General features: G+C 73.5%; 24 protein-coding genes and 1 tRNA gene. 11 read left to right on the plus strand and 14 right to left on the minus strand.

Annotated features, from left to right (window positions below; all coding sequences use genetic code 11):
• The first annotated feature begins 21 nt into the window (after window positions 1–21).
• From L332_RS27055 to L332_RS27065, 3 genes are read left to right on the plus strand one after another with little or no spacing between them, the layout of a single operon-like run.
• Window positions 22–963 carry an EamA family transporter gene (locus L332_RS27055; protein WP_021011480.1) on the plus strand — a complete coding sequence of 314 codons (942 nt, stop codon included), beginning with the start codon at window positions 22–24 and terminating at the stop codon, window positions 961–963.
• A gap of 48 nt (window positions 964–1,011) precedes the next feature.
• Window positions 1,012–1,521: a hypothetical protein gene (locus tag L332_RS27060; RefSeq protein ID WP_021011481.1), complete on the plus strand. Its 510-nt coding sequence runs from the start codon at window positions 1,012–1,014 to the stop codon at window positions 1,519–1,521.
• Window positions 1,522–1,570: 49 nt separating this feature from the next.
• On the plus strand, window positions 1,571–2,164 hold the full coding sequence (locus L332_RS27065; RefSeq protein WP_021011482.1) for a dihydrofolate reductase family protein: 594 nt from the start codon (window positions 1,571–1,573) through the stop codon (window positions 2,162–2,164).
• Between the two features lie 41 nt (window positions 2,165–2,205).
• On the opposite strand, the gene L332_RS27070 is transcribed toward L332_RS27065, so the two are convergent.
• The 8 genes from L332_RS27070 to L332_RS27105 all read right to left on the minus strand — a co-directional run bounded on the left by L332_RS27070 (window position 2,206) and on the right by L332_RS27105 (window position 8,903).
• A tRNA-Gly gene (locus tag L332_RS27070) sits at window positions 2,206–2,279 on the minus strand.
• Window positions 2,280–2,352: 73 nt separating this feature from the next.
• The gene (locus L332_RS27075) at window positions 2,353–3,822 is read right to left on the minus strand and encodes a cell wall-binding repeat-containing protein (protein WP_021011483.1); all 1,470 of its coding nucleotides are present in this window, start codon (window positions 3,820–3,822) and stop codon (window positions 2,353–2,355) included.
• A gap of 194 nt (window positions 3,823–4,016) precedes the next feature.
• Complete coding sequence (locus L332_RS27080; protein ID WP_021011484.1) at window positions 4,017–4,349, minus strand: GNAT family N-acetyltransferase; 333 nt, start codon at window positions 4,347–4,349, stop codon at window positions 4,017–4,019.
• 39 nt (window positions 4,350–4,388) lie between these two features.
• The gene (locus tag L332_RS27085; protein WP_021065107.1) at window positions 4,389–5,267 is read right to left on the minus strand and encodes a TerC family protein; all 879 of its coding nucleotides are present in this window, start codon (window positions 5,265–5,267) and stop codon (window positions 4,389–4,391) included.
• Window positions 5,268–5,322: 55 nt separating this feature from the next.
• Window positions 5,323–6,372: a lipoate--protein ligase family protein gene (locus L332_RS27090; RefSeq protein WP_021011485.1), complete on the minus strand. Its 1,050-nt coding sequence runs from the start codon at window positions 6,370–6,372 to the stop codon at window positions 5,323–5,325.
• Between the two features lie 10 nt (window positions 6,373–6,382).
• Complete coding sequence (locus L332_RS27095; RefSeq protein ID WP_021011486.1) at window positions 6,383–7,405, minus strand: alpha/beta fold hydrolase; 1,023 nt, start codon at window positions 7,403–7,405, stop codon at window positions 6,383–6,385.
• A gap of 9 nt (window positions 7,406–7,414) precedes the next feature.
• A complete protein-coding gene (locus tag L332_RS27100; protein WP_021011487.1) occupies window positions 7,415–8,302 on the minus strand; it encodes an alpha/beta hydrolase in 888 nt (295 codons plus the stop codon).
• A gap of 10 nt (window positions 8,303–8,312) precedes the next feature.
• Window positions 8,313–8,903, minus strand: a complete 591-nt coding sequence (locus L332_RS27105) for a TetR/AcrR family transcriptional regulator (RefSeq protein ID WP_021011488.1) — start codon at window positions 8,901–8,903, stop codon at window positions 8,313–8,315.
• 62 nt (window positions 8,904–8,965) lie between these two features.
• Between L332_RS27105 and L332_RS27110 the strand changes: the two genes are divergently transcribed.
• A complete protein-coding gene (locus L332_RS27110) occupies window positions 8,966–9,853 on the plus strand; it encodes an alpha/beta fold hydrolase (RefSeq protein WP_021011489.1) in 888 nt (295 codons plus the stop codon).
• A gap of 6 nt (window positions 9,854–9,859) precedes the next feature.
• Here the strand turns inward: L332_RS27110 and L332_RS27115 are convergent, their stop codons facing one another.
• Entirely contained in the window at window positions 9,860–12,118 is a 2,259-nt protein-coding gene (locus L332_RS27115; RefSeq protein WP_021011490.1) for an ATP-binding cassette domain-containing protein, read from the minus strand.
• 393 nt (window positions 12,119–12,511) lie between these two features.
• Between L332_RS27115 and L332_RS27120 the strand changes: the two genes are divergently transcribed.
• Window positions 12,512–14,188 carry a thiamine pyrophosphate-dependent enzyme gene (locus L332_RS27120; RefSeq protein ID WP_052588765.1) on the plus strand — a complete coding sequence of 559 codons (1,677 nt, stop codon included), beginning with the start codon at window positions 12,512–12,514 and terminating at the stop codon, window positions 14,186–14,188.
• Here the strand turns inward: L332_RS27120 and L332_RS27125 are convergent.
• Entirely contained in the window at window positions 14,182–14,700 is a 519-nt protein-coding gene (locus L332_RS27125; RefSeq protein ID WP_021011492.1) for a VanZ family protein, read from the minus strand. The genes L332_RS27120 and L332_RS27125 overlap by 7 nt on opposite strands.
• A 107-nt stretch (window positions 14,701–14,807) precedes the next feature.
• Between L332_RS27125 and L332_RS27130 the strand changes: the two genes are divergently transcribed.
• Window positions 14,808–16,124: a uracil-xanthine permease family protein gene (locus L332_RS27130; RefSeq protein WP_021011493.1), complete on the plus strand. Its 1,317-nt coding sequence runs from the start codon at window positions 14,808–14,810 to the stop codon at window positions 16,122–16,124.
• A gap of 40 nt (window positions 16,125–16,164) precedes the next feature.
• Here L332_RS27130 and L332_RS27135 read toward each other — a convergent pair whose 3' ends face one another.
• On the minus strand, window positions 16,165–17,706 hold the full coding sequence (locus L332_RS27135; protein ID WP_021011494.1) for an MFS transporter: 1,542 nt from the start codon (window positions 17,704–17,706) through the stop codon (window positions 16,165–16,167).
• Window positions 17,707–17,868: 162 nt separating this feature from the next.
• The gene (gene solA / locus L332_RS27140; RefSeq protein ID WP_021011495.1) at window positions 17,869–19,017 is read right to left on the minus strand and encodes an N-methyl-L-tryptophan oxidase; all 1,149 of its coding nucleotides are present in this window, start codon (window positions 19,015–19,017) and stop codon (window positions 17,869–17,871) included.
• Between the two features lie 185 nt (window positions 19,018–19,202).
• Between solA and L332_RS27145 the strand changes: the two genes are divergently transcribed.
• From L332_RS27145 to L332_RS27155, 4 genes are all read left to right on the plus strand, one after another.
• Window positions 19,203–20,384 carry an LLM class flavin-dependent oxidoreductase gene (locus L332_RS27145; RefSeq protein WP_052588767.1) on the plus strand — a complete coding sequence of 394 codons (1,182 nt, stop codon included), beginning with the start codon at window positions 19,203–19,205 and terminating at the stop codon, window positions 20,382–20,384.
• Window positions 20,381–20,998, plus strand: coding sequence for a CE1759 family FMN reductase (locus L332_RS27150; protein WP_021011497.1), 618 nt, complete (start codon window positions 20,381–20,383; stop codon window positions 20,996–20,998). Before L332_RS27145 ends, L332_RS27150 begins: the two co-directional genes overlap by 4 nt.
• Window positions 20,995–21,480, plus strand: a complete 486-nt coding sequence (locus L332_RS0115705; RefSeq protein WP_021011498.1) for a MarR family winged helix-turn-helix transcriptional regulator — start codon at window positions 20,995–20,997, stop codon at window positions 21,478–21,480. The genes L332_RS27150 and L332_RS0115705 overlap by 4 nt, the downstream gene beginning before the upstream one ends.
• An 87-nt stretch (window positions 21,481–21,567) precedes the next feature.
• Window positions 21,568–22,686, plus strand: coding sequence for a phosphotransferase (locus tag L332_RS27155; RefSeq protein WP_021011499.1), 1,119 nt, complete (start codon window positions 21,568–21,570; stop codon window positions 22,684–22,686).
• A gap of 15 nt (window positions 22,687–22,701) precedes the next feature.
• On the opposite strand, the gene L332_RS27160 is transcribed toward L332_RS27155, so the two are convergent.
• Complete coding sequence (locus tag L332_RS27160; RefSeq protein ID WP_021011500.1) at window positions 22,702–23,364, minus strand: response regulator transcription factor; 663 nt, start codon at window positions 23,362–23,364, stop codon at window positions 22,702–22,704.
• Window positions 23,349–24,899 (minus strand): sensor histidine kinase, encoded by a 1,551-nt coding sequence (locus L332_RS29620; protein ID WP_021011501.1) that lies wholly within the window; start codon window positions 24,897–24,899, stop codon window positions 23,349–23,351. The genes L332_RS27160 and L332_RS29620 overlap by 16 nt, the downstream gene beginning before the upstream one ends.
• Before the next feature lie 101 nt (window positions 24,900–25,000).
• Between L332_RS29620 and L332_RS27170 the strand changes: the two genes are divergently transcribed.
• Window positions 25,001–26,239 carry a phosphotransferase family protein gene (locus L332_RS27170; RefSeq protein WP_021011502.1) on the plus strand — a complete coding sequence of 413 codons (1,239 nt, stop codon included), beginning with the start codon at window positions 25,001–25,003 and terminating at the stop codon, window positions 26,237–26,239.
• Window positions 26,240–26,278: the final 39 nt, after the last annotated feature.

Below are 26,278 nucleotides of genomic sequence, written 5' to 3' on the forward strand. Positions count from 1 at the left end.
GCGCCGTCCTACGCTGGAGGGGTGCCTGCCTCCGCCCGCTCCCTCCTGCGCGGGATCCCGACCGGCGGGCTGCTCGTGGGCGTGCCGCTCGTGCTCGGCTCGATCGCCTCAGTGCAGCTCGGCGCGTCGATCGCCAAGACGGTGCTCGACCGCATCGACCCCGCCGGGCTCACGCTCCTGCGGCTCGTCTTCGCCGCGCTCGTCGTCCTCGCGATCGCGCGCCCGCGCATCCGCTCGTGGAACGCCGCGGCGTGGCGCTCGATCGTCTTCCTCGGCCTCACGCTCGCGGGCATGAACCTGCTGTTCTACCTCGCGCTCCCCCGCATCCCGATCGCGGTCGCGGTGACGGTCGAGCTGCTCGGGCCGCTCGTGCTCGCGCTCGTGCAGTCGCGGCGAGCCGTCGACTTCGCGTGGGTCGGCGTCGCGGCGCTCGGCGTCGGCGTCATCGGCGTGCAGTCGATCGGCGGCGACCTCGACCCGGTCGGCGTGCTGCTCGCGCTTGCGGCGGGCGGCTGCTGGGCCGCCTACATCCTCGCCTCGGCGCAGGTGGGGCAGCGGGTGCCGGGCGTCGGCGGGCTCGCGGGCGCGCTCGTCATCGCGGCCGTCGCGGTGCTGCCCTTCGGGCTCCTGGGCGCGATCGACGCGGTCGCCGCCGACCCGAGCGTGCTGCTGCCGGCGTTCGGGATCGCGATGCTCTCGAGCGCGATCGCCTACGGCCTCGAGCTGCTCGCGCTGCGGCGCGTGCCGACGCGCGTGTTCGGCATCCTCATGGCGCTCGAACCGGCGTCGGCGGCGCTGTTCGGCTTCCTCGTCATCGGCGAGCTGCTCACCGGTTGGGACCTGCTCGCGATCGCGCTCGTCATCATCGCCTCGGCGGGCGTCGCGCTCACCGCCGCGCGCGCGAGGCGCGAACCGCCGCCCATGACGGGGCCGAGCGGGCTCCAGCTGCCGCCGCTCCCCTGAACCGCTCGGGGCGGAGACGGCGCGGGCGCCGCCTGCCACGATGGATGCGTGGAGGGGCACGACGACGACGCGGCGCGCTGGGCACCGCCCGAGCGCCGGGCGGCAGCGGGTGCAGGCGGCGACGGTCGCGCCGAGCCGGATGCCCCGTCGGCGGCCGCACCGTGGACGCGCAGGATCCGCCCGCCGCGGGAGCCCGCCGACGCATCCGCACCGCTGGACGCGGGGCCCGTGCCCGTGCCGGAGCTGCCGTGGGAGCCGCCGCCGGAGCACGAGCGGCGCGCGCGGCGCGAGCCGCGCATGTGGCCGATCGCCGTCGGCGTCGCGGCGCTCGCGGTGCTCGCGTGCATCCCCCACTGGGTCGCACCGACCGTGGCGATCATGGTCGCGCTCGTCGGCATCCCGGTCGCGTGGGGCTTCCGCCGCATCTCGCAGGGGCGCCGGCGCGTGCAGTACATCGTCGTGGTGCTGACGCTGCTGCTGACGGTCGCGCTCTCGGTCGTCGCCCCGCTCCTCTGGCTGCGGCTCGGGGTGCTGCAGCCGCTGCAGCTGCCGAGCTGACGCGAACTCGCGCATTGACGCGCGCGGGCTCGGCGAGCAGGGTCGGCGCATGGCCACGATCACCGCGACCGAGAGCATCACGCTCGACGGCGTCATGCAGGCACCCGCCGCGCCCGAGGAGGACACGAGGGGCGGGTTCGCGCACGGCGGCTGGGCGGCGCCGTTCGCGAACGACGAGCAGCTGGCGATCATGGGCGAGGGCATGGCGACGACGAGCGGCATGCTCCTCGGCCGCCGCACCTACGACGACGTCGTCGGGCACTGGCTCTCGGCGCCCGAGCCGAACCCCTTCGGCGACTTCCTGCGGCGCACGCCCAAGTGGGTCGCCTCGCGCTCGGGCGCGCCGGTCGCGCATCCCTCGTCGACGCTGCTGCACGGCGAGGCGGTCGAGACCGTCGCGCGGCTCAAGCAAGAGGTCGACGGGGAGCTCTCGATCCTCGGCAGCGGCGAGCTCGTGCGGGCGCTGCACGCGGCGGGGCTCGTCGACCGCTTCGTGCTGCTCGTGCACCCCGTCACGCTCGGCAGCGGCACGCGACTGTTCGGCGAGGGGCCGCGGCGCGACCTCGAGCTGCGGCGGGCGGACACCACGAGCACCGGCGTGGCGATCCTGCAGCTCGCGGTGCGGCGGGCGGCGACGGCCTAACGAGCGGACACGGCGAAGGCCCGGTCGTCGACCGGGCCTCGTGGAGCGGATGACGGGAATCGAACCCGCGCTATCAGCTTGGGAAGCTGAAGTTCTGCCATTGAACTACATCCGCAGTGCCGCTCTCGCAGCGCCCCCATCGTACGACACCTCGACCGGCCGCGCATCGGAGGGCCCTCACGCGGCGGTCAGCCGCAGTGCTCGAGCGCCGCGACCCCCGCACCGAGGTCCGCCTCGGTGCCGAGCAGGACCACCTCGCTCGGGCGGTAGGTGCTCTCGAGCATCGCGAGCGTGCCGGCCGGCACGCACGATGGGGCCGTCAGCAGCAGCGGTCCCACGCGGTTCGCGAGCGCGGCGGCCGCGAGCGCGTCCGGGAAGTCGTAGCCCGGGGCGAGCAGCACCGTCTCCCGCTCGGCGACCGAACCCCGTCTGGCCGCGAGGACGTTGGTCGCGAAGCGGTCGCTGCCCGCGAGGCGCGAGGGCCGCAGGGCCGTAGCCTCGATGATCGAGCGCTCCGTCGCGATCGAGACCGACGGCGTCCCGCCGGCGATGGTGATCGAGACGAGGCTGCGCTCGTCGAGGAAGTCGCGCAGCGCCGGCGCGAGCTCGCCCGGCGGCGTCAGCAGCACCGGCGCGCCCCGCTGCGCAGCGATCGGGGCGGCGCTCAGCGCATCCGCGAAGCCGAGTCCCGAGGCGATGTACGCCTCGGCCGAGCCGGGGAACGCGTCGCGCGCGATCGCGGCGCTCGTGGCGTAGCGGTCGGCACCCGCGATGCGGTCGACCTGCGCGAGCGGCACGAGCTCCCGGACGGCGGTCTCGACGCCCGCCGAGATCGCGCCGTACCCGCCCACGACGACGACCCTCGCGGGAGCGAGTCGCGCGAGCTCCTCGCCGACGGCTGCCGGCAGCTGCTCGCGCTGCGTCAGCAGCAGCGCGCCGCCCGGCTGGGCCGCCGCGGGCGCGGCGCTCAGCGCGTCGGCGAAGGCCTCGCCCGAGACGAGGTAGGCGGTCTGCACCGTCGCCGGGTCGTTGTAGCGGCGCGAGAGCAGCACGGCGGATTCGAAGCGATCGGCGCCAGCGACGCGCGACACCGTCGGCCCGGTCGGCACGGGCGGCGCCGCCGGCTCGACGCTCGCCGCGGCCTCGGCGCCGATGGCATCGAGCCACGCGCGCACGTCGACGAAGGCGTCGATCGCATCCGGGTTGCGGTAGCGCCCGAAGTGCACGGTGCCGTACATCTTCCCGTCATCGCCGATCGCGATGCCGACGCCCATGACGGTGAAGTCGCGCGTGAGCGCGGCCTCGTGCGACGGCGACGCGATCCACTGGTCGACGAGGCCGAGCGCGTCGCGATCCCAGCGCGACGCGATGATCTCGCCCTCGCGCGAGGAACCGCGCGGGAGGTGCGAACCGGGGTCGGGGCTGTGGGCGAAGACCCCCGTCTCGGCCATCTCGAGGCTCCACTCGAGCGAGCCCTCGGAGATCTCGGGCGAGAACAGCAGCGGCTCGAGGTCCTTCGCCGCGCGGTAGGCGTTGATGCCGTCGAAGACGGCGGCGACGCGCTCGATCTGCGCCGGCACCTCGGGCGGCTCGACCGCCGGCGTCGGCGCAGCGGCGATGACGCCGATGCCTACCATCGCGGCGGTCAGCACCGCCACCAGCTGCTGCTTCAAGGGAGTCCCCCGGCCCGTGTCGGCCGTCCTCGTCGACGGCGCGCACGGGCAACGTAACACCGTCCGCGCTGTCCCCCAGCGCTCTCGGCGACTCTTGAGCCAAGCCTGCTCGAAGGCGCCGAGGCCCAGCATCCGCTCATGGCGCGATCAGCCGCTCGCGCCTCCGGCGCGGCGCGCGGCTACGCCGTGGACGGCTTGTACGGGTGCGCGACGACGTCGGCCTGCTCGGGGTGCTTCTCGAGCCATCGCTGCACGAACGTGCACTGCGGCACGATGCGGCGACCCGCCTCGCGCGCCTCCGCGATCGCGAAGGCGGCGAGCGCGCTGCCCACGCCGTGCCCGCCGAACGCCTCGCCGACGACGGTGTGCTGGAGCGTGCGCTCGCCCGTCTCCTCGTCGTCCGCGTAGGAGAGCACGCCGGCGAGCTGGCTGCCGATGTGCGCCTCGAAGCGCCAGCGGTCGGAGTCGTCGCCCACGACGACGTGGGTGCCGGGCGCTGCAGGTTCGGTCATGCCGCCCATCCAACCCTGCGGGCGGATGGGCGACAAGGCTCAGGCGCCGCCGTCCCGCCCCGCGTCGTCCCCGACCGGCGCCTCGGCGCTCGCCGCGGCCGCCTGGGAGCGGGTGAGCGGGCCGAGCGGCACGCTGCCCCGCACCGGGCCGGCGTACGTGCGCAGGTGGAGCCGCACGGCCTCGTCCTTCGCGCCCTCGCGCTTGCGTCGGCGCGCCGCCGCCGCGAGGTTGAGGCCCTCGACGAGCACCGCGAACACCATCGGGCCGTAGATGAACGCCTTGTCGATGTGGAAGCCGAAGCCCTCTGCGATGAGGAAGACGCCGATGAGCAGCAGGAACGACAGCGCGAGCATCTTGACCGTCGGGTGGCGGTTGACGAACTCGAAGATGTAGCGCGCGGCGAAGAGCAGGATGCCGAAGGAGATGACGACCGCGCTGATGATGACGATCATGTTGCTCGTCATGCCGACGGCGGTGATGACCGAGTCGAGCGAGAAGACGAGGTCCATCGCGAGGATCTGCGCGAGCACGGCGCCGAACGTCGCCTTCGCGGCGTTCGAGCCGTGCGACTCCTCCTCGCCCTCGAGCTTGAGGTGGATCTCGTGGATCGCCTTGTAGAGCAGGAAGCCGCCGCCGCCGATGAGGATGAGCTCTCGGCCCGAGAAGCCCATGCCGAAGACGGTGAAGAGGTCGTCGTTGAGCGTGATGATCCAGCCGGCGAGCAGCACGAGCCCGACGCGCATGACCATCGCGAGGGTGAGCCCGAGGGTGCGCGCCTTCGCCTGCTGCGACTCGGGCAGCTTCGCGGCGAGGATCGAGATGAAGATGACGTTGTCGACGCCGAGGACGATCTCGAGCACGAAGAGCGTGAGGAAGATCGCGAGGAGGTCGGGCGTGAGCGCGAGTGAGAAGTCCATGGTGCGATGATCGTAAGGCCGGGTTCCTGCGGATCGGCCCTCGGGCCCGCCGGACTCACGGCACCCGGTGGAGCCACTCCTCGGTCGCGAACTTCGAGCGGATGCGCTCCTCGGCCTCGGCGAGCTCGGCCTCGGTGAGCGCGCCCTCGGTGCCGCCGTAGAGCCGGCGGAACGTGCCCTTGAGCGCCTCCTGCACCTCGGCCTTCGGCATGCCGGTCTGCGACTTGAGCGGGTCGACGCGCTTCTTCGCGCTCGTCGTGCCCTTGTCGCTCAGCTTCTCTCGCCCGATGCGCAGCACCTCGGTCATCTTGTCGGCGTCGATGTCGTAGGACATCGTCGCGTGGTGCAGCACCGCGCCGGAGGCGAGCCGCTTCTGCGCGGCGCCGCCGATCTTGCCCCGCGCCGACGTGATGTCGTTGAGCGGCGCGTAGTACGCGTCGATGCCGAGTCCCTTGAGCGCCTCGATGACCCACGCGTCGAGGAACGCGTAGGAGTCCTGGAAGCTCATGCCCTGCACGAGGTCGCCCGGCACGTAGAGCGAGTAGGTGATCGCGTTGTCGGGCTCGGAGAACATCGCGCCGCCGCCCGTGATGCGGCGGATGACGGGGATGCCGTGGCGCTCGGCGTTCTCGGGGTCGACCTCGTTGCGGTACGACTGGAACGAGCCGAGGTAGACGGCGGGCCCCGCGAGGTTCCAGAAGCGCAGGGTCGGCCCGCGGGAGCCCGCGCCGACGGCCTCGGTGAGCACCTCGTCGAGCGCGACGTGCACGATCGGCAGGCGCGGCTCGTCGTCGATGATCGTCCACTCGTAGTCGCTGAACGAGCTCGCGTGCTGGAGCGCGCGGCGGATCGCGACGCCGACCGACTCGGGCGTGAAGCCGAGCAGCACCGCGTCCTGCGGCAGCGCGCGCTTGATCGCCTCGCCGATCTCGGCGGCGGTCGCGGTGACGGGCAGGCCGTCGACCGCGGCGTCGATCGTGCCGAGCGCGTCGTCGGGCTCGAGGAAGAAGTCGCCCGCGAGCCGGAAGCCGGCGATGCGGCCGTCCTGCTCCTCGAGGTCGACGACCACGAGCTTGCCGCCGGGGACCTTGTACTCGCCGTGCATGGCCCTCAGCCTAGGCGGATGCGCGTCTCGAGCGCAGGCCGGCGGAGCGCGGCGCGCGCAGCGTGGCCGTCGCCCACGCGCGCATGACGCCGTACGCCTCGGCGCGCGGCTCGGGCCACGAGAGGAACACGTCGTGGATCGCGCGGTCGATCCGCGCGATCGTGACGACCGAGCCGATCCGCGTCGCCGCGCGCGCGATGTCGTCGACCGTGAGCACCGAGTCGGAGCTCGTGAGCTCGTCGACCCACCGGAACGGCGGCGTCGAGCGCGCCGAGAGCAGCACGAGCGCGGGGCAGCCGACGTCGACGCCGGCCGCGATCCGCTGGTGACCCGCGAGCACGGCGTTGAGCCAGCCGGGGAGGATCGCGAAGGCCTCCGCCGGCCGCCAGCGCTCGCGCCCCTCGGCGGTCGGGAGCGAGCCGATCTCGCGCTGCGCTCGCGCGTAGGTGCTCAGCTCGATCGCGGGCGGTGCGCTGAGCGGCGCAACGCGCGCGTGCGCGCGCAGCAGCGGCGCGATGGCCTGCCGCGCGAGCGCGCCCGTCTGCAGCTCGAGCCACGGGCTGTTGAGGATGAGCGCGGCGGCGACGCCGGGGTGCCTCGCAGCCCAGAGGGTGAGCGTGAGCCCGCCGGTCGAGTGGCCGAGCAGCACGAGGCGGCGGGAGCGCGGCTCGCCGTCGTGGCCGATCGCGTCGAGCGCCGCCGCGATGTCGGCGTCGTAGGCGTCGAGCGAGTCGACGTAGCCGGGCGTCTGCCCGTCGCGCAGCGACCGGCCGTACTTGCGCAGGTCGAGGGCGTAGAAGCGCGCGCCGAGGTCGTTCCAGGACTGCGCGAGCTCGGCCTGGAAGAAGTAGTCGGACCAGCCGTGCACGTACAGCACGTCGACGTCGCGGAGCGGTCCGAGCATCCGCTGCCCCCACCCCGGCAGGCGGCGCACGAGCGTCGCGACGACCTGCCCCTCGGCATCGTCGCCGAGCGGGAGCGTGCGCTGCTCGAACGGGGCACCGAGCACGTCGGGGATCCACGGCTCGGCCACCTCGACAGCCTAGGCGCCGGGCGTCTCGATCCGAGGCTCGAAGAGGCGTTCGTCGAGCCACGCGGTGAGGTCGTCGAGCACCTTCTGACGATTGATCTCGTTGAAGATCTCGTGCCGCGCGCCGGGGTAGATCGTGAGCGTCACGTCGTCGAGGCCTCCGCGCCGGCGGTAGGCCTCCGCGAGCCGCCGCATCGACTTGGCGCCGCCGAGCGAGTCGTCGGAGCCGCCCGCGATGAGCAGCGGGATGGGCGGCTGGATGCGCTTCGGCACGCCGTAGAGGCGCGTGCCGTCGGCGACGCCGAAGAGCGGGAGCACCTTCGCGGGGAAGGTCAGCGGGTCGTCGACGAAGGCGCTGACGATCGCGGGATCGCGCGAAAGCCACTCGTAGCCGGTCGAGCCCAGGTGCGCGTGACGGGCGTTGAGGTCGCCGGCGTTCATCCAGCCGGGCACGCGGTAGGCGGTGCCGCTCAGCACTGCCGCGTCGACGAGGTCGCTGCGGCTGTTGAGCAGGATCTGCGTCGAGAGCGAGCCCCACGAGTGCCCGACGATCGCGATCGGGATCGTCGTGTGCTCGGCCCGCATGCGCTTGAGCACGTTGACGAGGTCGCCGACCACGGCGCGCATGCCGCCGGGGCCGAGCCGGCCGAGCTTCGTGACGTCGCCGCCGTGCTGCTCGACGCCCGTCGCGCCGTGCCCGCGCTGATCGATGGCCCACACGGCGTATCCCGCCTGCACGAGTCGCTGCGCGACGTGCTCGTAGCGCAGGGCGTGCTCACCGAGGCCGTGCGCGATGAGCACCGCCGCCTTCGGCCGGCCCGGCTGCCACTTGTAGAGGTGGATCGTGACCCCCTGGAGGTCGACGAACGTCGACTCGTCGCGGAGGGCGGTGATCTGCATGCCGCGGAGTCTACGTCGAGCGCTCGGGAGGCTCCGGCATCGCGGCCTCGCCGGCGGCGCGAGCCGCGAGCGCGCCGCGCACCACGACCTCGAGCAGCGGGCGGGGGTCGCGCTCGTCGTGGCGCGCGATCCGGTGCAGGATGACGCCTTCGCTCGCGGCCATCAGCGCCTCCGCTCCGGTCGCGGGATCGGCCGCGCCGACCGCGCGCATCGCGGCGACGACGACCTCGACGTACGCGGCGCGAGAGGCGCTGATCCTCGAGCGCAGCCGCTCGTCGCGGTCCGCCTCGAGGAAGAGGGCGAGCCGCGCCGCCGTGGCGGTGCGCAGCGCTCCGGTCACGAGCTCGATCGCTCGCGCGGCCTGCTCGACGAGCTCCTCGACGGTCGTCGCATCCATCGGCCGCAACCCCTGCAGCTCCGCCGCGACGAGCCCGTCGGACGCGCCGTCGATGAGCGCGGCACGGGTGCGGAAGTGGTTCGACGTCGAGCCCTGCGGGAGGCCCGCCAGCTCGTCGACCCGGCGATGCGTGAGCGCCCGCGCGCCCTCCGTGCCGAGCAGCTCGAGCGCTGCGGCGACGATGCGTTCTCGAGTCGAGGTCACGATGCCACTGTAGGACTACATCCGTAGTGGCGTGTCTACTACAGCCGTAGTACCGTGCGGCCATGACGACGACGACCACCGCGCCCATGCCGGAGCTGGCAGGCGCGACGCACCGACGCATCCGGGTCGGCGATCTCTCGATGCACGTCGCGGAGGCGGGTCGCGGCAGGCCCGTGCTGCTGCTGCACGGCTCCCCGCAGCACTGGTTCGAGTGGCGGCGCGTCGTGCCCGAGCTCGCCGGCGACCACCGGCTGCACATGCCCGATCTGCGCGGGGCCGGCTGGAGCGAGTCGCCTCGGCACGGGTTCGACGTCGACTCGCAGCTGCACGACGTCCTGGGACTGCTCGACGCGCTCGGCGGCGAGCCGCCCGTGCTCGTCACCCACGACTACAGCGCCTTCCTCGGCTGGCGCATCGCGTTCGACCACCCCGACCGCATCGCGGGGCTCGTCGCGCTCGGCTCCCCGCACCCGTGGACGCGGCCGACCGGCGCGATGCTGACGCAGCTGTGGCGCGTGTGGTTCCAGCCGGTGCTCGCGACGCCCGGCGTCGGCGCATGGAGCGCGCGAACCGGCAAGCAGCGCATCGTGCGCTACATGCTCGACTGGCAGCGCGAGACCTTCGACGAGGCCGAGCGCGAGGCGTTCCTCGCCGTCTGGCGCGAGCCCGAGAAGGCGCGCGGCCTCTCGGCGATCTACCGTCGGCTCATCCTGCCCGGCATGGCGGCGATGAGCCGCGGGGCGTGGGACGGGCGCCACCTCGCGCTGCCCACGCGCATCGTGCTCGCGGGCGAGGATCCGGTGCTCACCGAGGCCACGCTCGGGCCCTGGCGCGGCACGGCCGCCGACCTGCGGATCTCGACCGCTCGGGGCTCGGGCCACTACATCGCGAACGATCGGCCGGATGCGGTCGCCGACGCGGTGAAGGAGCTCACCGGCCTGATCGACTGAGCAGCGTCACACCGCCGCGAGCCGCTTCGCGAGGTGCCGGCCGGTGAGGGAGTCGCCGGGCTCGGTCGCGAGCGCGATCGGCGTGCCCTCGAACACGACGCGTCCGCCCTGCGCGCCCGCGCCGGGCCCGAGGTCGATGAGCCAATCGGCGCGCGAGACGACGTCGAGGTTGTGCTCGATGACGATGACCGTGCGGCCGGCGTCGACGATGCGGTCGAGCAGCCGGATGAGGTTGTCGACGTCGGCCATGTGGAGTCCGGTCGTCGGCTCGTCGAGCACGATGACGTCGGCGGTCGTGCCCATCTCGATCGCGAGCTTGAGCCGCTGCCGCTCGCCGCCCGAGAGCGAGGTGAGCGTCTGCCCGAGCGTGATGTAGCCGATGCCGACGTCGACGAGCCGGCCGAGCATCGGGCGCACCTGCTTCTCGGTGAAGAAGCCGGCGGCCTCCTCGATCGACATGTCGAGCACGTCGCCGATCGACTTGCCGCGCAGCTCGTACTCGAGCACCTCCGCCGTGAAGCGCCGACCGCCGCACAGCTCGCACGGCGTCGTCACGCCGGCCATGAACGCGAGGTCGGAGTAGATGACGCCAAGGCCCTTGCACTCGGGGCACGCGCCCTCGGAGTTCGCCGAGAAGAGCGCGGGCTTGACGCCGTTCGCGGTCGCGAAGGCCTTGCGGATGGGCTCGAGGATGCCCGTGTAGGTCGCGGGGTTCGACCGCCGCGAGCCCTTGATCGCCGATTGGTCGACGAACGCGACGCCGTCCCGCGGCAGCGAGCCGTGGATGAGCGACGACTTGCCCGAGCCCGCGACCCCCGTGACGGCCACGAGCACGCCCGTGGGCACATCCACGTCGACGCCCTGCAGGTTGTGCTCGCGCGCGTCGCGGATCTCGAGCCTGCCGGCGGGCGTGCGCACCTGGGCCTTCAGCTGCTGCCGGTGCTCGAGGTGCTCGCCCGTGCGCGTGCCCGAGGCCCGCAGCTCGTCGAAGGTGCCCTCGAACACCACCCGGCCGCCGTGCACGCCGGCGCCCGGGCCGAGGTCGAAGACACGGTCGGCGATCGCCATCACCTCGGGCTTGTGCTCGACGACGAGCACGGTGTTGCCCTTGTCGCGCAGCCGCCGGAGCAGCTCGTTCATGCGCTGCACGTCGTGCGGGTGGAGGCCGGCGGTCGGCTCGTCGAAGACGTAGGCGACGTCGGTGAGCGCCGAACCCATGTGGCGCACCATCTTCGTGCGCTGCGCCTCGCCGCCCGAGAGGCTGCCGGCGGGGCGGTCGAGCGAGAGGTAGCCGAGGCCGATCGCGTCGAAGGTCTCGAGCAGGTCGACGAGCTTCGCGCGCAGCGGCGCGGTCGCGGCGCCGCCCGCATCGGGCGGGATGGCGGCGACGAAGGCAGCGAGGTCGGTGAGCTGCATCGCGGTCGCCTCGGCGATCGTCACGCCCTGCACGCGCACCTCGCGCGCGGCGGCGTTGAGCCGCGAGCCGCCGCACTCGGGGCACGCCTCGAAGGTCGCGGCGCGCTCGACGATCGCGCGGAGCGTCGGCTTCATCGAGTCGACGTCCTTGACGAAGACGCTCTTGCGGAGCTTCGGGATGAGGCCCTCGTAGGTCATGTTGAAGCCGGCGAACGCGAGCTTCCGCTCCTCGCCGTGCAGGAAGGTGTGCAGCTCGTCGTCGGTGTAGTCGGCGATCCGCTTGTCGGGGTCGAGCAGGCCCGAGTCGGCGTAGATCTTCCAGTACCAGGTGCCGACGCCGTAGTTCGGGAAGTCGATCGCGCCCTCGTTGAGGCTCTTCGAGCGGTCGACGATGACATCGACGTCGATCGTCGACACGCGGCCGAGGCCCTCGCACGCGAGGCACATGCCGCGCGGATCGTTGAAGGAGAGCATCACCGACGACTCGAGCCGCGGCGTGCCGACGCGCGAGTAGAGCACGCGGAGCATGGTGTACGCGTCGGTCGCGGTGCCGACGGTCGAGCGCGAATTCGCGCCCATCTGGTCCTGGCTGACGAGGATCGCCGCGGTGAGCCCCTCGAGGCTGTCGGCGTCGGGCTGGGGCGACGGCGGCATGAAGCCCTGCACGAACGCGTCGTAGGTCTCGTCGATGAGGCGACGCGACTCGGCCGCGATCGTGCCGAACACGAGGCTCGACTTGCCGGAGCCGGAGACGCCGGTGAAGACGCTCAGCTGCCGCTTGGGGATGTCGACGTCGACGCCCTGCAGGTTGTTCTCCCGCGCGCCACGCACCGCGATGTGCTCGATCACGCAGCGAACCTAGCGCGCACCGCCCACGCGGGCGAGGCGCCCTTCGCGCAGAGTGCCAGCACTCTGCGCGAAGGGCGCGGGCCGCAGAGTGTCGGCACTCTGTCGTTCTCGAGGGTCGCGGACCGCAGAGTGTCGGCACTCTGCGGCTCGGGAAGCCGCGCTCGTCTTGGCGCGGGGTGAAGATACTGGGATCTTTCGCGCGGGGAGATCAGCCGCTCGGGTCGGCGCGGCGCGTAGCGTCGGGTGCGGTTCGGCACCTTCGACCCCTCGGCCCCGCTCGCCACCGCGAGCCTCCCGGCCCCGCGAGAGCCCGCTCGGCGACCCGCCCGAAGCGATGGCGACTCACACCTCGCATCACTCCTGCCGAAACTTGGAGCACTCTTGACCCAGCTCATGCCCGCGCCGACGCGCCAGGCCGAACCCACGCATCCCCACCCCGCCACCGAGACCGCGGGCCACGCGATCGTCCGCGTGCTCGAAGAGCACGGCATCCGGCGCGCCTTCGTCGTGCCGGGCGAGAGCTACCTCGAGGTGCTCGACGGGCTGCACGACTCGAGCATCGAGACGGTCGTGTGCCGCCACGAGGGCGGCGCGGCCTACATGGCCGAGGCGGAGGGCAAGCTCGGGCCGCTGCCGGGCATCGCGATGGTGACGCGCGGGCCGGGCGCGGCGAACGCGCTCGTCGGCGTGCACACCGCGTGGCAGGACTCGACGCCGATGGTGCTGTTCATCGGCCTCATCCCGCTCGCGCACCGGCACAAGGAGGCGTTCCAGGAGTTCGACGTCGACGGCTGGTTCGCCGCCGGCGCGAAGAGCGTGGTCACGCTCGACGTCGCCGAGCGGGCGCAGGAGGTCGTCGCCGACGCGCTGTTCCTCGCTCGCGCCGGGCGCCCGGGGCCGGTCGTCGTCGGGCTGCCGGAAGACGTCATCCGGGAGTCGATCGAGCGGCACCCGCAGCCGCAGCTGCCGGTCGCCGACGGCGGCATGACGGCGCACGACCTCGACGCCCTGCGCGACGCCCTCGCGACCGCCGAGAAGCCGCTCTTCGTCACCGGCGGCAGCGACTGGGACGCCCAGGCGTCGGCCCGGCTCACCCGCTGGCTCGAGCGGCACCGCCTGCCAGCGGTCGCCGAGTGGCGCACCGAGGGCATCGTGCCGTTCGACTCTCCCTCCTACGCGGGCCCGATCGGCTACGGCCGCCCGAAGCCGACGCTCGACGTGCTCGAGGAGTGCGACCTGCTCGTCTTCGTCGGCACGCTCCCCGGCGACGTCATCACGAACGGCTTCCTCGTGCGGCAGGGCTGGGAGCGCCGCAACTTCCTCGTCTCGATCGACCCGACCCTGCGCGGCCGCTCGGGCGCCGTGAGCCACCACATCCTCGCTCGCCCGAGCGCCTTCGCCCGCGACCTCGAGCGGATCGAGCTCGCGCCCGACGATCGCCGCGCCGAGTGGACCGCGAGGCTCCGCGAGCAGCAGGTCGCCTTCAGCGCGCTCCCGGGCCTCGAGCCCGGCGCGGGCCGCGCCTCGATGGCGACCGTCATGGCGCACCTCGTGCCGCAGCTCGAGCACGACGCGCTCGTCACGTTCGGCGCCGGCGAGCACACCAACTGGGCGCACCGCTACTTCCCCACCCGCGCCTACCCCTCGATGGTGAGCTGCGGCAACGGGTCGATGGGGTACTCGATCCCATCGGCTGTCGCCGCCTCGCTGCACTTCCCCGAGCGGCAGGTCGTCTCGATCGCGGGCGACGGCGAGTTCCTCATGAACGGCCAGGAGCTCGCGACCGCCGCGCAGGTCGGGGCCACGCCGCTCGTCGTGCTCGTCGACAACCAGGAGTACGGCACCATCCGCACGCACCAGGAGCGGCGCCACCCGGGCCGCGTCTCGGGCACGCAGCTCGAGAACCCCGACTTCGCGATGCTCGCTCGCGCCTACGGCGGGCACGGCATCGCGGCCGAGCGCGACGCCGACGTGCCGGCCGCGGTCGAGGAGGCGCTGCGGCTGTGGCGCGAGGGCGGACGCTTCGTGCTGCTGCACGTCGTCACCGAGCAGCGCGAGCAGGCCTACTGAGGGGTGCGGATGCGTCGGTCGGCCGGGCGGTCCGCGCCCGGCCGCGCTCGCCGCGCGATCGCGAGCGCCGCGACCGCGAGCAGCGCGCCGACCGCGGCGCCGACGCCGTTCGCGAGCGCGTCGTCGGCAGCGCACGAGCGGCCGAGCGCCGGCACGAGCGCTTGCACGGCCTCGATCGCGAGCGCGAGCACGATGGTGACGGCGGCGCCGAGCGCCGGCCTGCGGCTCGCGACACCGACGAGCAGCGCGAGCGGCACCGTGAGCACGACGTTCGCGAGCGGCTCCGGGGCCGTGAGCCGCGCCTCGACGACGAGGACGCAACCCGCGTCGAGCTCGCGACCCGTCGGGCTGAGCGTCGCGACGAGCACGGCGAGCGCCGCGAGGGCGGCGAGGGTCCACGCGGCGCGCGGCCGACTGACGAGCAGCGCGCCGATGGGCGGCGACAGCAGCGCGAGCGCGGCGAGCGCCGCGGGCGCGAGCCAGGGGTAGCCGGCGAGGATCGTCGAGAGCACCTCGAGACGCTAGCCCGGATCGGGCGCGGTGCGCGTCGCCCGAGCGGATGACTGCGGACTACGATCCGAGAGGCGGTCGCCGCCGCCCGGAACACCGAAGGAACCACATGTTCACCTGGCGCCTCCGCGACGCGTCGCGACTGACCGCATCCGACCTCGTGCTCCCCGAGGAGCGGCTCGCCTGGCCCCGCACCATCGGCCTCGGCATGCAGCACGTCGTGGCGATGTTCGGCGCGACCTTCCTCGTGCCGATCATCACGGGCTTCCCGCCGTCGACGACGCTGCTGTTCTCAGGGCTCGGCACGATGCTCTTCCTCCTGATCACGAAGAACCGGCTGCCGAGCTACCTCGGCTCGTCGTTCGCTTTCCTCGCGCCCATCGGAGCCGCGACCGAGATCGGCGGGCCGGGCTTCGCGCTCTCGGGCGTCATCCTCGTCGGGCTGCTGCTCGCGCTCGTCGGCGTCATCGTGCACTTCTCGGGCACCCGCTGGATCGGCGCCGTCATGCCACCGGTCGTCTCGGGCACGATCGTCGCGCTCATCGGCTTCAACCTGGCCCCGGCCGCGCGCGACAACTTCGTGAAGGACCCGCTGCTCGCGGCCATCACGCTGCTCGCGATCGTGCTGACGTCGGTGCTCTTCCGCGGCATGGTCGCGCGCCTCGCGATCCTGCTCGGCGTCGTCCTCGGCTACGTCATCGCGCTGCTGACGGGCCGCGTCGACCCCGAGAAGCTCGAGGCGATCGAGGACGCCGCGTGGATCGGGCTCCCGACCTTCACGTCGCCGACGTTCGATCCCGCGCTGCTGCCGGCGATCCTCATGTTCGTGCCGGTCGTGCTGCCGCTCGTCGCCGAGAACCTCGGGCACGTCAAGGGCGTCGGCCAGCTGCTCGACCGCGACCTCGACCCGCTCGCGGGCCGCGCGCTCTTCGCCGACGGCATCGCCACCACCATCGCGGGCACGTTCGGCGGCTCGCCGACGACCACGTACGGCGAGAACATCGGCGTCATGAGCGCGACGCGCGTGTTCTCGACGGCCGCCTACTGGATCGCCGCGATCACCGCGGTGCTGCTGGGCCTCTCGCCGAAGGTCGGCGCGGTCATCTTCGCCACTCCTGACGGCGTGCTCGGCGGCGTGACGACGGCGCTCTACGGCCTCATCGGCATCATCGGCGTGCGCATCTGGGTCGAGAACAAGGTCGACTTCTCGATCCCGCGCAACCAGTTCGCCGCGGGCGTCGGCCTCATCGTGGCGATCGCCGACTTCACGCTCGCCTCGGGGCAGATCTCGTTCGGCGGCATCGTGCTCGGCACGGTCGCGACCCTCGTGATCTACCACCTGATGGCCGCGCTCGAGCGGCTCCGCGGCCGCCCCGCGGCGGTGCGCGACGACCACGCGCCGCCCGCGACGACGACGACCGACTGAGCCCGGCGCATCCGTCGCTCGCGCCGGGCCGCCGCGCGGGCTACCGGGCGGCCTCGAGCTCGCGTTCGCCCGCCTCGACGAGCGGCATCGACGTCGTGTCGATGAGGGGGTTCTCGTCCTGCGTCGCGACGAGCTCGACCGCCTCGGCGCGCGACTCGACCGTCGGCACCGAGCCGATGAGCGGGCGCCGCGCCGTCTCGCGCATGCCGAGCACCGCGAGGCCGCCGACGATGCCGAAGAACATGATGTAGAACGCCGGCATGTAGGGGTTGCCGGTCAGGTCGATGAGGGCCTGGCTGAACAGCGGCGTCGTGCCGCCGAACAGCGAGACCGAGAGGTTGTAGGCGATCGCCATCGCGCCGAAGCGCGACGCCGTGGGGAAGAGCGCCGGCAGCGTCGCCGCCGAGCAGCCGATCCACAGCGCGACCGGCACCGCGACCATCACGAGCGCGATCATGACGGCCCACAGCTCGCCCACCTGCATGAGCGCGAACGCGGGCAGGATGAGCACGACGACGGAGGCGGACGCCATGAGGTAGACGGGCTTGCGGCCGATGCGGTCGGAGAGCCGGCCGAGCAGCGGCAGGAGCGCCGAGAGCAGCAGCAGCACCGGCACGGTCGCGAGCGCCGCGGTCACCGTCGAGAGCCCGACGGTCGCCTCGAGGTAGGTGGGCATGTAGCTCGTGAGCGCGTAGCCCGCCGTGTTCGTCGCGGCGACGACGGCCATCGCGACGAGCACCGCGCGCCAGTGGTGGCGGAGGATGCCGAGGATGCCGTGGCGCGCCATCGGGTCGTCGGCGTCGGTGTGCGGGGCCTCCTGCGCGACCTCGTAGGCGGGCGTCTCGGGGATCCGCAGGCGGAACCAGATCGCGACGACGCCGAGCGGGATGGCGATGAGGAAGGGGATGCGCCAGCCGTAGTCGACCATCGCGCCGGCCCCGGAGACCGACTCCGTGATCCAGGTCGTGAGGGCGACGACCGAGGCGCCGGCGGCGAAGCCGACGTAGGAGCCGACGTCGAGCCACGACGACCAGAAGCCGCGCGAGCGGTCGGGCGAGAACTCGGCGACGTAGGTGGTCGCGCCGGCGTACTCGCCGCCGGTCGAGAAGCCCTGCACCATCTTCAGCAGGTAGAGCGGCAGGATCGCCCACGCGCCGATCTGCGCGGCGGTCGGCAGCACGCCGATGAGCGCCGTCGCGGCGGCCATCATCGCCATCGTGAGGAAGAGCACCCGCTGCCGGCCGATGCGGTCGCCGAGCGGGCCGAGCACGAGGCCGCCGAGCGGGCGGACGAGGAACGAGATCGCGAAGCCGAGCAGCACGACGAGCAGCCCGAGGCCCTCGTCCATCCCGGCGGTGAAGACCGCGGTCATCGTCACGGCGAGGTAGCCGTAGATGCCGAAGTCGAACCACTCCATGAAGTTGCCGACGACGGTGCCCGAGATCGCCTGCCGCACGCGCCCGGTCTTCACCACGAGCACGTCGTCGACCTCGAGCCTCCGCAGCTCCCCGGTCGTGGCGGGCGGATCGGCGGATGCGTCGGGTCGCGTCGAGCGGGAGTCGGCGGGGTGGCTGGCGGGCATGGCTATACGCGTCTCGTCTCTTGACTCGGTTCCGTGGATCGTCGCGGGCGCAGGAGCGCTCGCCGCGGCGGTGGACGACGGTAACGACCGTTCCTGAGTCGCCCTCGCACGGCGATTCGCTACCCGCGTGCGCGTGCGCGTCCGCGCGCGGGTGCTGAGGCCTCAGGCCACGCGGCTCGCGGCGAAGCGGCGCGGGTCGAGGAAGCCGATGTCGGTGAAGGGCGCCTCGTCGACCGCGAGCTGCGCGGCGAGCTCGCCGAGCGCGGCGGCGTGCTTGAAGGAGTGCCCCGAGCAGCCGCCCGCGACGACGACCCGGCCCGACGCATCCGTCGGCCCGACGAGGAACTGCCCATCGGGGGTGTGCGCCATGGTGCACGTCGTCGACTCGGCCGGCTCGGGCTCGAGGTCGGGGAAGGTCGCCGCGACGAGCGCCGCGATGCCGTCGGTCTCGCCAGCGTGCACCTCGCGGTCGATCGCGTCGGGATCGTCGGGCTCGAACGGGCCGTCGAACTCGGGCCCGACCTTCGCGAGATCGCCCGCGAGCGCGCCGTGGCCCCAGATCCACTGCCCGGTGCCCGGCGCGGTGCGGATGAAGACCGGCAGGCGGTCGATGGATGCGTCGTGGCCGTCGCGCGCGCGGAACCACGTCATCACGACGCGATGGGGCACGAGCGGCACGTCCGCCAGCTGGCCGAGCCACGGCCCGGCGGCGAGCACGACGCGGCGGGCGCGCACGTCGCCGGCCGCGAGCCGCACCACGACGCCGTCGCCGTCCGGCTCGATTGCGAGCACGCGCTCGCCGGTGCGGATGCGCGCCCCGGCGGCGCGCGCGGCGTCGACCGCCGCGACGATCGCGGCCTCCGGTCGGAGGATGCCCGCCTCCGGGTCCCACAAGCCGATGTCGCCGGGCTCGAGCCGTGCGTGGCCCGGGAGCCAGCGCTCGAGCTCGTCGGCGGTCAGCCGCTCGACCGGCAGGTCGTGCTCTCGCGCCGCGGCGAGCGTGCCCTCGATGATGCGCGATCCGGGCCGGCCGATCATGATCGCGCCGGTCTCGAGCAGCAGCTCCTCCCCGCTCGACGCCTCGAGCTCGCGCCACAGCTCGCGCGCGCGGCGCGCGATGGGGGTCAACCCCGGGTGCTCGAGGCACGCGACGCGGAACAGCCGCGTGCGCCCGTGCGAGCCGCCCCACGCGTGCCCCGGCTGGTGCTGGTCGATCCCGACGACGTCGCGCCCGCGAGCGGCGAGCCGCCACGCGGCGCTCGAGCCGATCGCGCCGAGGCCGACGACCGCGACGTCCGCTCGCTCACCCATGCTCGAACGCTACCGACGCGCCCGGGCGCCGGGCGCATCCGCCCGCAACACGAGGACACGCAGGCAGATCCGACGGATTTGAACGATCAGCCGTCCCGGAGGAATACGCTGTCGGCACGACCCGTTGCACTGATTATTCGATTTTGAACGACTTGCTCGCGACGGAAGGACCCCCAATGAGCAGCATGCAGTTCGGCATCTTCTCGGTGAGCGACATCACCGAGGACCCGACCACCGGCCGCACGCCGACCGAGCACGAGCGCATCCGGGCGTGGGTCGCGATGGCGAAGAAGGCCGAGGAGGTCGGCCTCGACGTCTTCGCCGCCGGCGAGCACCACAACCCGCCGTTCTTCTCCTCGTCGCCCACGACGATCCTCGGCTACATCGCCGCGCAGACCGAGCGGCTCATCCTCTCGACCGCGACGACGCTCATCACGACGAACGACCCGGTGAAGATCGCCGAGGACTTCGCGATGCTGCAGCACCTCGCCGACGGCCGCGTCGACCTCACGCTCGGCCGCGGCAACACCGGCCCGGTCTACCCGTGGTTCGGCAAGGACATCCGCGACGGCATCGAGCTCGCGATCGAGAACTACGCGCTGCTGCACAAGCTGTGGCGCGAGCCGGTCGTGAACTGGCAGGGCAAGCACCGCACACCGCTCACGGGCTACACCTCGACGCCCGCGCCGCTCGACGGCGTCGCGCCCTTCGTGTGGCACGGCTCGATCCGCTCGCCGCAGATCGCCGAGCAGGCGGCGTACTACGGCGACGGCTTCTTCCACAACAACATCTTCTGGAACAAGGAGCACACCGAGCGGATGGTGCGGCTCTACCGCAACCGCTTCGCGCACTACGGCCACGGCGAGCCCGAGCAGGCGATCGTCGGCCTCGGCGGCCAGGTCTTCATGAAGCCGACCGAGCGCGAGGCGAAGGAGCGGTTCCGCCCGTTCTTCGACGTCGCCCCCGTCTACGGCCACGGCCCCTCGCTCGAGGAGTTCACCGAGGCGACGCCGCTCACCGTCGGCACGCCCGAGCAGGTCATCGAGCGGACGCTCTCGTTCCGCGACTTCGCGGGCGACTACCAGCGCCAGCTCTTCCTCATCGACCACGCCGGCCTCCCGCTCGAGGAGGTGCTCGAGCAGATCGAGATCCTCGGCACGGAGGTCGTGCCGGTGCTGCGGCAGGAGTTCGACCGCGTGCGCCAGCCCGGGGTGCCGGATGCGCCCACGCACGCCGCGCGCGTCGCGGCCGCGCGGGAGGCGGGCACGCAGCTCGGCGAGCAGGGCCGCGCGTGGCAGGAGCAGGGCGCGCGCAGCGACCTCGACACCGGCGCGGCGATCGCTCAGCAGGCGGGAGAGGCGCGATGAGCGAGCCGCGGATCGCGGTCGTCTCGGCCGGCCTCGGCGACCCCTCGAGCACGAGGCTGCTCGCCGACCGGCTGCGCGACGCGACGCTCTCGGCGCTCACGGGGCACGGCCAGACCGCCGAGGCCGTCGACGTCGTGCTGCGGCCGCTCGCGCAGGACATCGCCGCGCACATGCTCACGCACAACCCCTCGGGGGCGCTCGCCGCCGCGATCAGGGAGGTCGTCGACGCCGAGGCGATCATCGCCGTGACGCCGACGTTCAACATGTCGTACTCGGGGCTGTTCAAGTCGTTCTTCGACGTCATCGAGGAGGGGCAGCTCGCCTCGATCCCCACGGCGCTCGGCGCGACGGGCGGCTCGGCGCGCCACTCGATGGTGATGGACACCGCGATGCGGCCGATGTTCGCCTACCTCAAGGCGCAGGTCGTGCCCACCGGGGTCTTCGCCGCGAGCGAGGACTGGGGCACGGCATCCGGCCTCGAGCGCCGCATCGCGCGCGCGGGGCAAGAGCTCGCCGACCTCATGGTCGCGATGCCGCGACGGCGCGAGGCCGACCCGTTCGACGTCGAGAGCGACGCGTTCGTCTCGTTCGAGCAGATGCTGGGGCACGCGTGAGCGCGGCTCGCGGCAAGCCGACGGCGTCGCAGACCTGGCGCGAGTACTTCGAGGGCTCGAGCCTGCTCGAGAACGAGCTCGAGCGGCGCCTCAAGGAGGCCGCCGACATGGACCTCGGCGAGTTCAACATCCTGCTCGTGCTGCACGAGGCCGAGGGCTCGCGGATGCGCATGGGCGACCTCGCGCGCGCGATCGCGTTCGCGCCCGGCCGGCTGACGTATCGCGTCGCCGCGCTCGAGCGCTCGGGGCTCGTGCGGCGCGAGCAGAGCCCGACCGACCGCCGCGGCACTGAGGCGGTGCTGACGGATGCGGGGCGGCAGCGCCTGCGGAAGGCGCGTCCCGTGCACGCCCGGCACGTCGAGGAGCTCTTCCTCGGCGGCCTCGACGACGAGGCGATCGCGGTGCTGCACCGCGTGTTCGGCCCCTTGCGCTCGAGCCTCCTCGGCCGCGGCGCGGCCGACGCGAGCGGCGCGGCCGAGTAGCCGCCGGCAGCGCGCCTCGCGCAACTCGCCGGGCGCTCGCACCGCATCCGTACCCCGATCGTCGCGCGCGCCTGCGACGATGGGTGCATGCGTGAGCAGGCGCTGCTGGAGAAGGCGATCGGTCGCACCGGTCGCCTCGTCGCCGTCGAGCCCTTCGGGCACGGCAGCATCGCGCGCTTCACGATCGACGACGGCGAGTGGGCCGGCGAGTGGTTCGTCGACACCTCGCGGCAGCCGGTCGCGGTCGAGACCGGCTTCGTCGTCAGCACGAGCGACGGCGTCCCTGTCGCCCGCATCTGGAAGCATCCGCTCGACCCGCGCCTGCCGGCGCTGCGCACGGCCGTCGACCCCGAGCGGCTCGCGCGCATCTCGGCCGCGGCGGGCAGCAGCGGCCGGATCGAGGCGCGCGTGCTCGCCTACCGCCCGGGCCGCCGCGCCGTCGTGCGCATCACGCAGCACGGCGTGCACCTGTTCGTGAAGGTCGTGCGGCCCGCGGAGGCCGAGGACCTCGTGGCGATCCACGAGGCGTGCCGCTCGGTCGGCGTGCCCGCGCCCGAGGTCGTGCACTGGTCGCCGTCGGGCGTCGTCGTCGTGCGCGACGCGATCGGCACGCCCGGCCCCGTCACGGCCGCGACGATGCCGGCCGACGACGTCGTCGACGCGGTCGACGCGCTCCGCGAGCGGCTGCTCACGGTGCGCACGCGCCGCATCGCGCGCGCCTCGGTCGCGACGCGCATCGACTGGCACCTCGCGCGCATCGGCGAGGCACTCCCCGACCGCGCCGCCGACGTGCGAGCGCTCGCGCCCTTCGTGATCGCGAACGCGCGCCGCGTCGGCCCGCCGCGCGTCATCCACGGCGACCTCCACATCGGCCAGCTCTTCTTCCACGGCAGCGCCGTCTCGTCGGTCATCGACGTCGACACCGCGGGGCTCGGCGACCCCGCCGACGACTGCGCCGCCTTCGTCGGGCACGCGACCGCGAGCGCCGTGCGCAACGACGTCGCGGGGCGCGCGGCCGATGCCGAGCTGCTGCAGGACCTCGCCGACGCCGCCGAGGAGCGCTGGCTCGACTCGGCGCACACGCGAGCGCTCACGGCGCTGCACCTGCTCGGCCACGGCATCCGCGCCGCCGAGCGATCGCCCGAGGCGGCGAGCCTGCTGCTCGATCGCGCGCTCGAGGTCACGGGGCTCCGGCCCCGCCGCTGAGCCGGCGGCGGCCGCTCACACGAGCCGGTAGCCCATCCCCCGCACCGTCTCGATGCGCTCCGCGCCGAGCTTGTTGCGGAGGTAGCGGATGTACACGTCGACGACGTTCGAGCCCGGGTCGAAGTCGTAGCCCCACACGCGAGAGAGCAGCTGCTCGCGCGAGAGCACCTGGCCCGCGTGGCGCACGAGCTCCTCGGCGAGCGCGAACTCGCGGCCCGAGAGCTCGACCTCGCGGCCGTCGACGCTCGCGCGCCGGGTGCGGACGTCGAGCGCGAGGCCCTGGTGCGAGAGCTGCGCGACCGGCTGGCCGCTCGGCGCGGCGCTCGCCATCCGCAGCCGCACGCGCGCGAGCAGCTCGTCGAAGCGGAAGGGCTTGGCCATGTAGTCGTCGGCGCCGCCCTCGAGCCCCGCGACGGTGTCGGCACCGCCCGCGCGCGCCGTGAGGATGATGACCGGCATCGTCGAGCCCGAGCCGCGCAGCTGCGCGAGCACCTCGAAGCCGTCCAAGCCCGGCAGCCCGATGTCGAGCACGAGCAGGTCGAACTCGTCGGTGAGCGCGAGGTCGAGCGCCTCGGGGCCCGTCGTCGCGACGCGCGTCGAGAAGCCCGCGGCCGCGAGCCCCTTCTCGACGAACGACGCGATGCGCGCCTCGTCCTCCGCGATCAGGATCGATGCCATGGCTGCTCCTCGCTGTCGGTCTGGGATCGGGCGTCGGGTCGGGCGTCGAGCCGGGCGCGATCGACGGCGCCCCGGGGCGGATGCGCGCCACCGGCGGCGGGGACGACGGCGCCCGGGAGGGTGAGCCGGAACTCGGAGCCGACCGAGGCATCCGTCGCCCTGGCATCCACGACCGACGCCGAGCCGCCGTGGCGCTCCGCGATGAGGGTCACGATCGCGAGCCCGAGCCCCGAGCCGCCGTCGCCCCGCCCCTCCGCGACGCCGCGGCGGAAGCGCTCGAAGATGACGGCCTTGAGCTCGTCCGGCACGCCCGGTCCGCGGTCGCGCACGAACAGCTGCAGGTCGCGGCCGAGCACGCGCGCGCCGATCGCGATCGGGCCGCGCGCGTGCCGCGCGGCGTTCGCGACGAGCTGCAGCATCGCTTGCGTGATGCGGTCGGGATCGAGCACGGCGACCGCGGCCACCGCCTCGACCCCGGGCTCGAGCTCGGCGCCGTCGATCGCGCGCGCCTTCTCGGCGATCTGCTCGAGCAGGGCCGCGACGTCGGTCTGCCGCAGCTCGAAGGCGCCCGGGTCGCGCAGCCGCGCCGCTGCGCGCAGGTCGTCGACGAGCCGCGCCATGCGGTCGAGCTCGTCGATCGCGAGGTCGCGGGTCGCCTCGACGTCGGCCGGGTCGTGCGCGTCGACGAGCTCGAGGTGCCCGCGCACGATCGTGATGGGCGTCTTGAGCTCGTGGCCCACATCGCGCAGCAGCTCGCGCTGGCTGCCGAGCGCGCCGCCGAGCCGGTCGAGCATGCCGTTGACGGTGATCGCGAGCTGCGACACGTCGTCGCGGCTCGACCCGACGGGGATGCGCTCCGAGAGGCTCGCGGCCGAGGAGCGCTCGGCGACCTCGCGCATCCGCCGGATGGGGCGCAGCAGCCGGTCGGAGACGAGCAGGCCGACGAGGAACGTCGCCGCGGTCGTGACGAGCGCCGTGATCGTGAACACGCGCGCGGCGCCGTCGAGCTCGGCGAGCTCGGCATCGACGTCGTAGCCGGTGACGAAGACGGCGGCGGGCGGCGCGCCCTCGTCGACGTCGCCCACCACGACGGGCGCCGCGAGGTAGCGCACGGTGCGCTCGCCGCCCGCGTAGGTGCCGACCACGACCTCGTGCCCGGCGGTCTCGGCGACGACGCGCTCGACGAAGCCCGGCAGCCGGTCGAGCGGCACGTCGGTCGCGATGCCCGGCACGAGCGCCGCGCTGCCGTCGACGATGCCGAGCGTGCCGGTGTTGTCATCCGGCGCGAGCCGCTGCACGACCGCCCGCAGCGCTTGCGCGGAGTCGGCCCACGCGTCGTCGGCGACGATGAAGCTCGCCGACTCGAGCGCCGCGCGCAGGTTCGCCTCGATCTGCTCGAGCGTGCGCGAGCGCTCCGCGACGTAGGCGACCCCGCCGGCCACGAACGCCGAGACGAGCGCGAGGAGCGTCAGCAGCCCGACGATGCGCGAGCGCACCGTCCATGGGCGCAGTCGCCTCCGCTCGGGATGGGCCATGCCTCCATTCAACCCCCGCGGTCGCGGGGCGGCGATGAGCCGAGGATGAGAGGCCCCTCGCGATCGGCCCGCGCCGCCCGGCGATCTGGTCGAATGGCCGTGTGGATGCAGCGATCGACGGGCGCGCCCAGAGCGCCGAGGAGCGGATGCTGCGCGACGCCCTCGGCGAGCAGCTCGAGGGCGAGCTGCGCATCATCAGCCGCGAGCCGTTCGGCGGCGGCGCGCTCACGGGCTTCGAGGAGCTCTCACCCCAGGCGCGCTACTGGTACGTCGACACCTCCGGCAAGCGGGTCGAGGCCGAGACGGGCTTCGTGCTCGGCGACCCGGGGCGCCCCGACGCGCGCATCTGGCTGCACCCGGCCGATCCCCGCTTGCCCGCCCTCGCCCCCGCATCCTTCCCCGCCGCCGCGGCGACGCTCATGGGCCGGCTCGGCGTCTCGATCGACCGCCCGCCCGAGCTGCTCGTCTACCGGCCCGGCAAGCGGGCGATGTTCCGGATGCGCGCGGGCGAGCGGGAGACCTACCTCAAGATCGTGCGCCCGTCGGCCTCCGGCTCGATCGTCGAGCTGCAGGAGTCGCTGCGCGCGGGCGGCGTGCCCGTGCCGCACATCACCGGCTGGTCGGAGCTCGGGATCGTGCTCACCGAGACGGCCGACGGCGTGCCGCTGACCTCGCGGCTCGCCGAGCTCGAGCCCGATCGGCTGCTCGACTCGATCGACGCGCTGCGCGAGCGGATCGCCGCGGTCGACACCGGCCGCGACGCGCGCGCCTCGCTCGCGCTGCGGCACGACTGGTACCTCGCGCGCATCGACGCGGCGCTCGCCAGGGCAGCGGAGGGCGACCCGGCGGTCGCCCCGTCGGCGGTGCTCCGCGACCACCTCGCCGCCGTGACGGCGGTCGTGACGGGCGCCGACGCATCCGCCCTCGTCGTCGACGAGGCCGAGCGGCGCACGATCCACGGCGACCTGCACGTCGGGCAGCTGTTCGTCGACGCCGACGACGCGAGCGCGATCGCGGGCGTCATCGACATCGACACCGCGGGGCTCGGCGACCCGGCCGACGACGAGGCGGCGCTCATCGCCCACCTCATCGCCTCGATCGCGCTCGCGCGGCGCGACGAGGGCCGCTCGGCGGGCTTCCGGCGGCTGCTCGACGCCGCGGCCGCGCGCTGGCTCGCCCCCGGGCGGCCGGGCCGGGCGCGCGTCGCGCACCGCACCGCCGTGCACGTGCTCGCGCACGCGCTCGCGCCGATCGAGCGCGGCGACCTCGAGACCGCGGAGGTCGAGCTCGCGCTCGGCCGCGACATCCTGCGCGATGCAGATGAGAGACCTCTCATCTGAGCGTCCTCCCGCCCTCACGGAGACCGGCGAGGGTGGAGG

Origin of the sequence: Agrococcus pavilionensis RW1, assembly GCF_000400485.1 — a bacterium.
Taxonomy (GTDB): Bacteria; Actinomycetota; Actinomycetes; order Actinomycetales; family Microbacteriaceae; genus Agrococcus; species Agrococcus pavilionensis.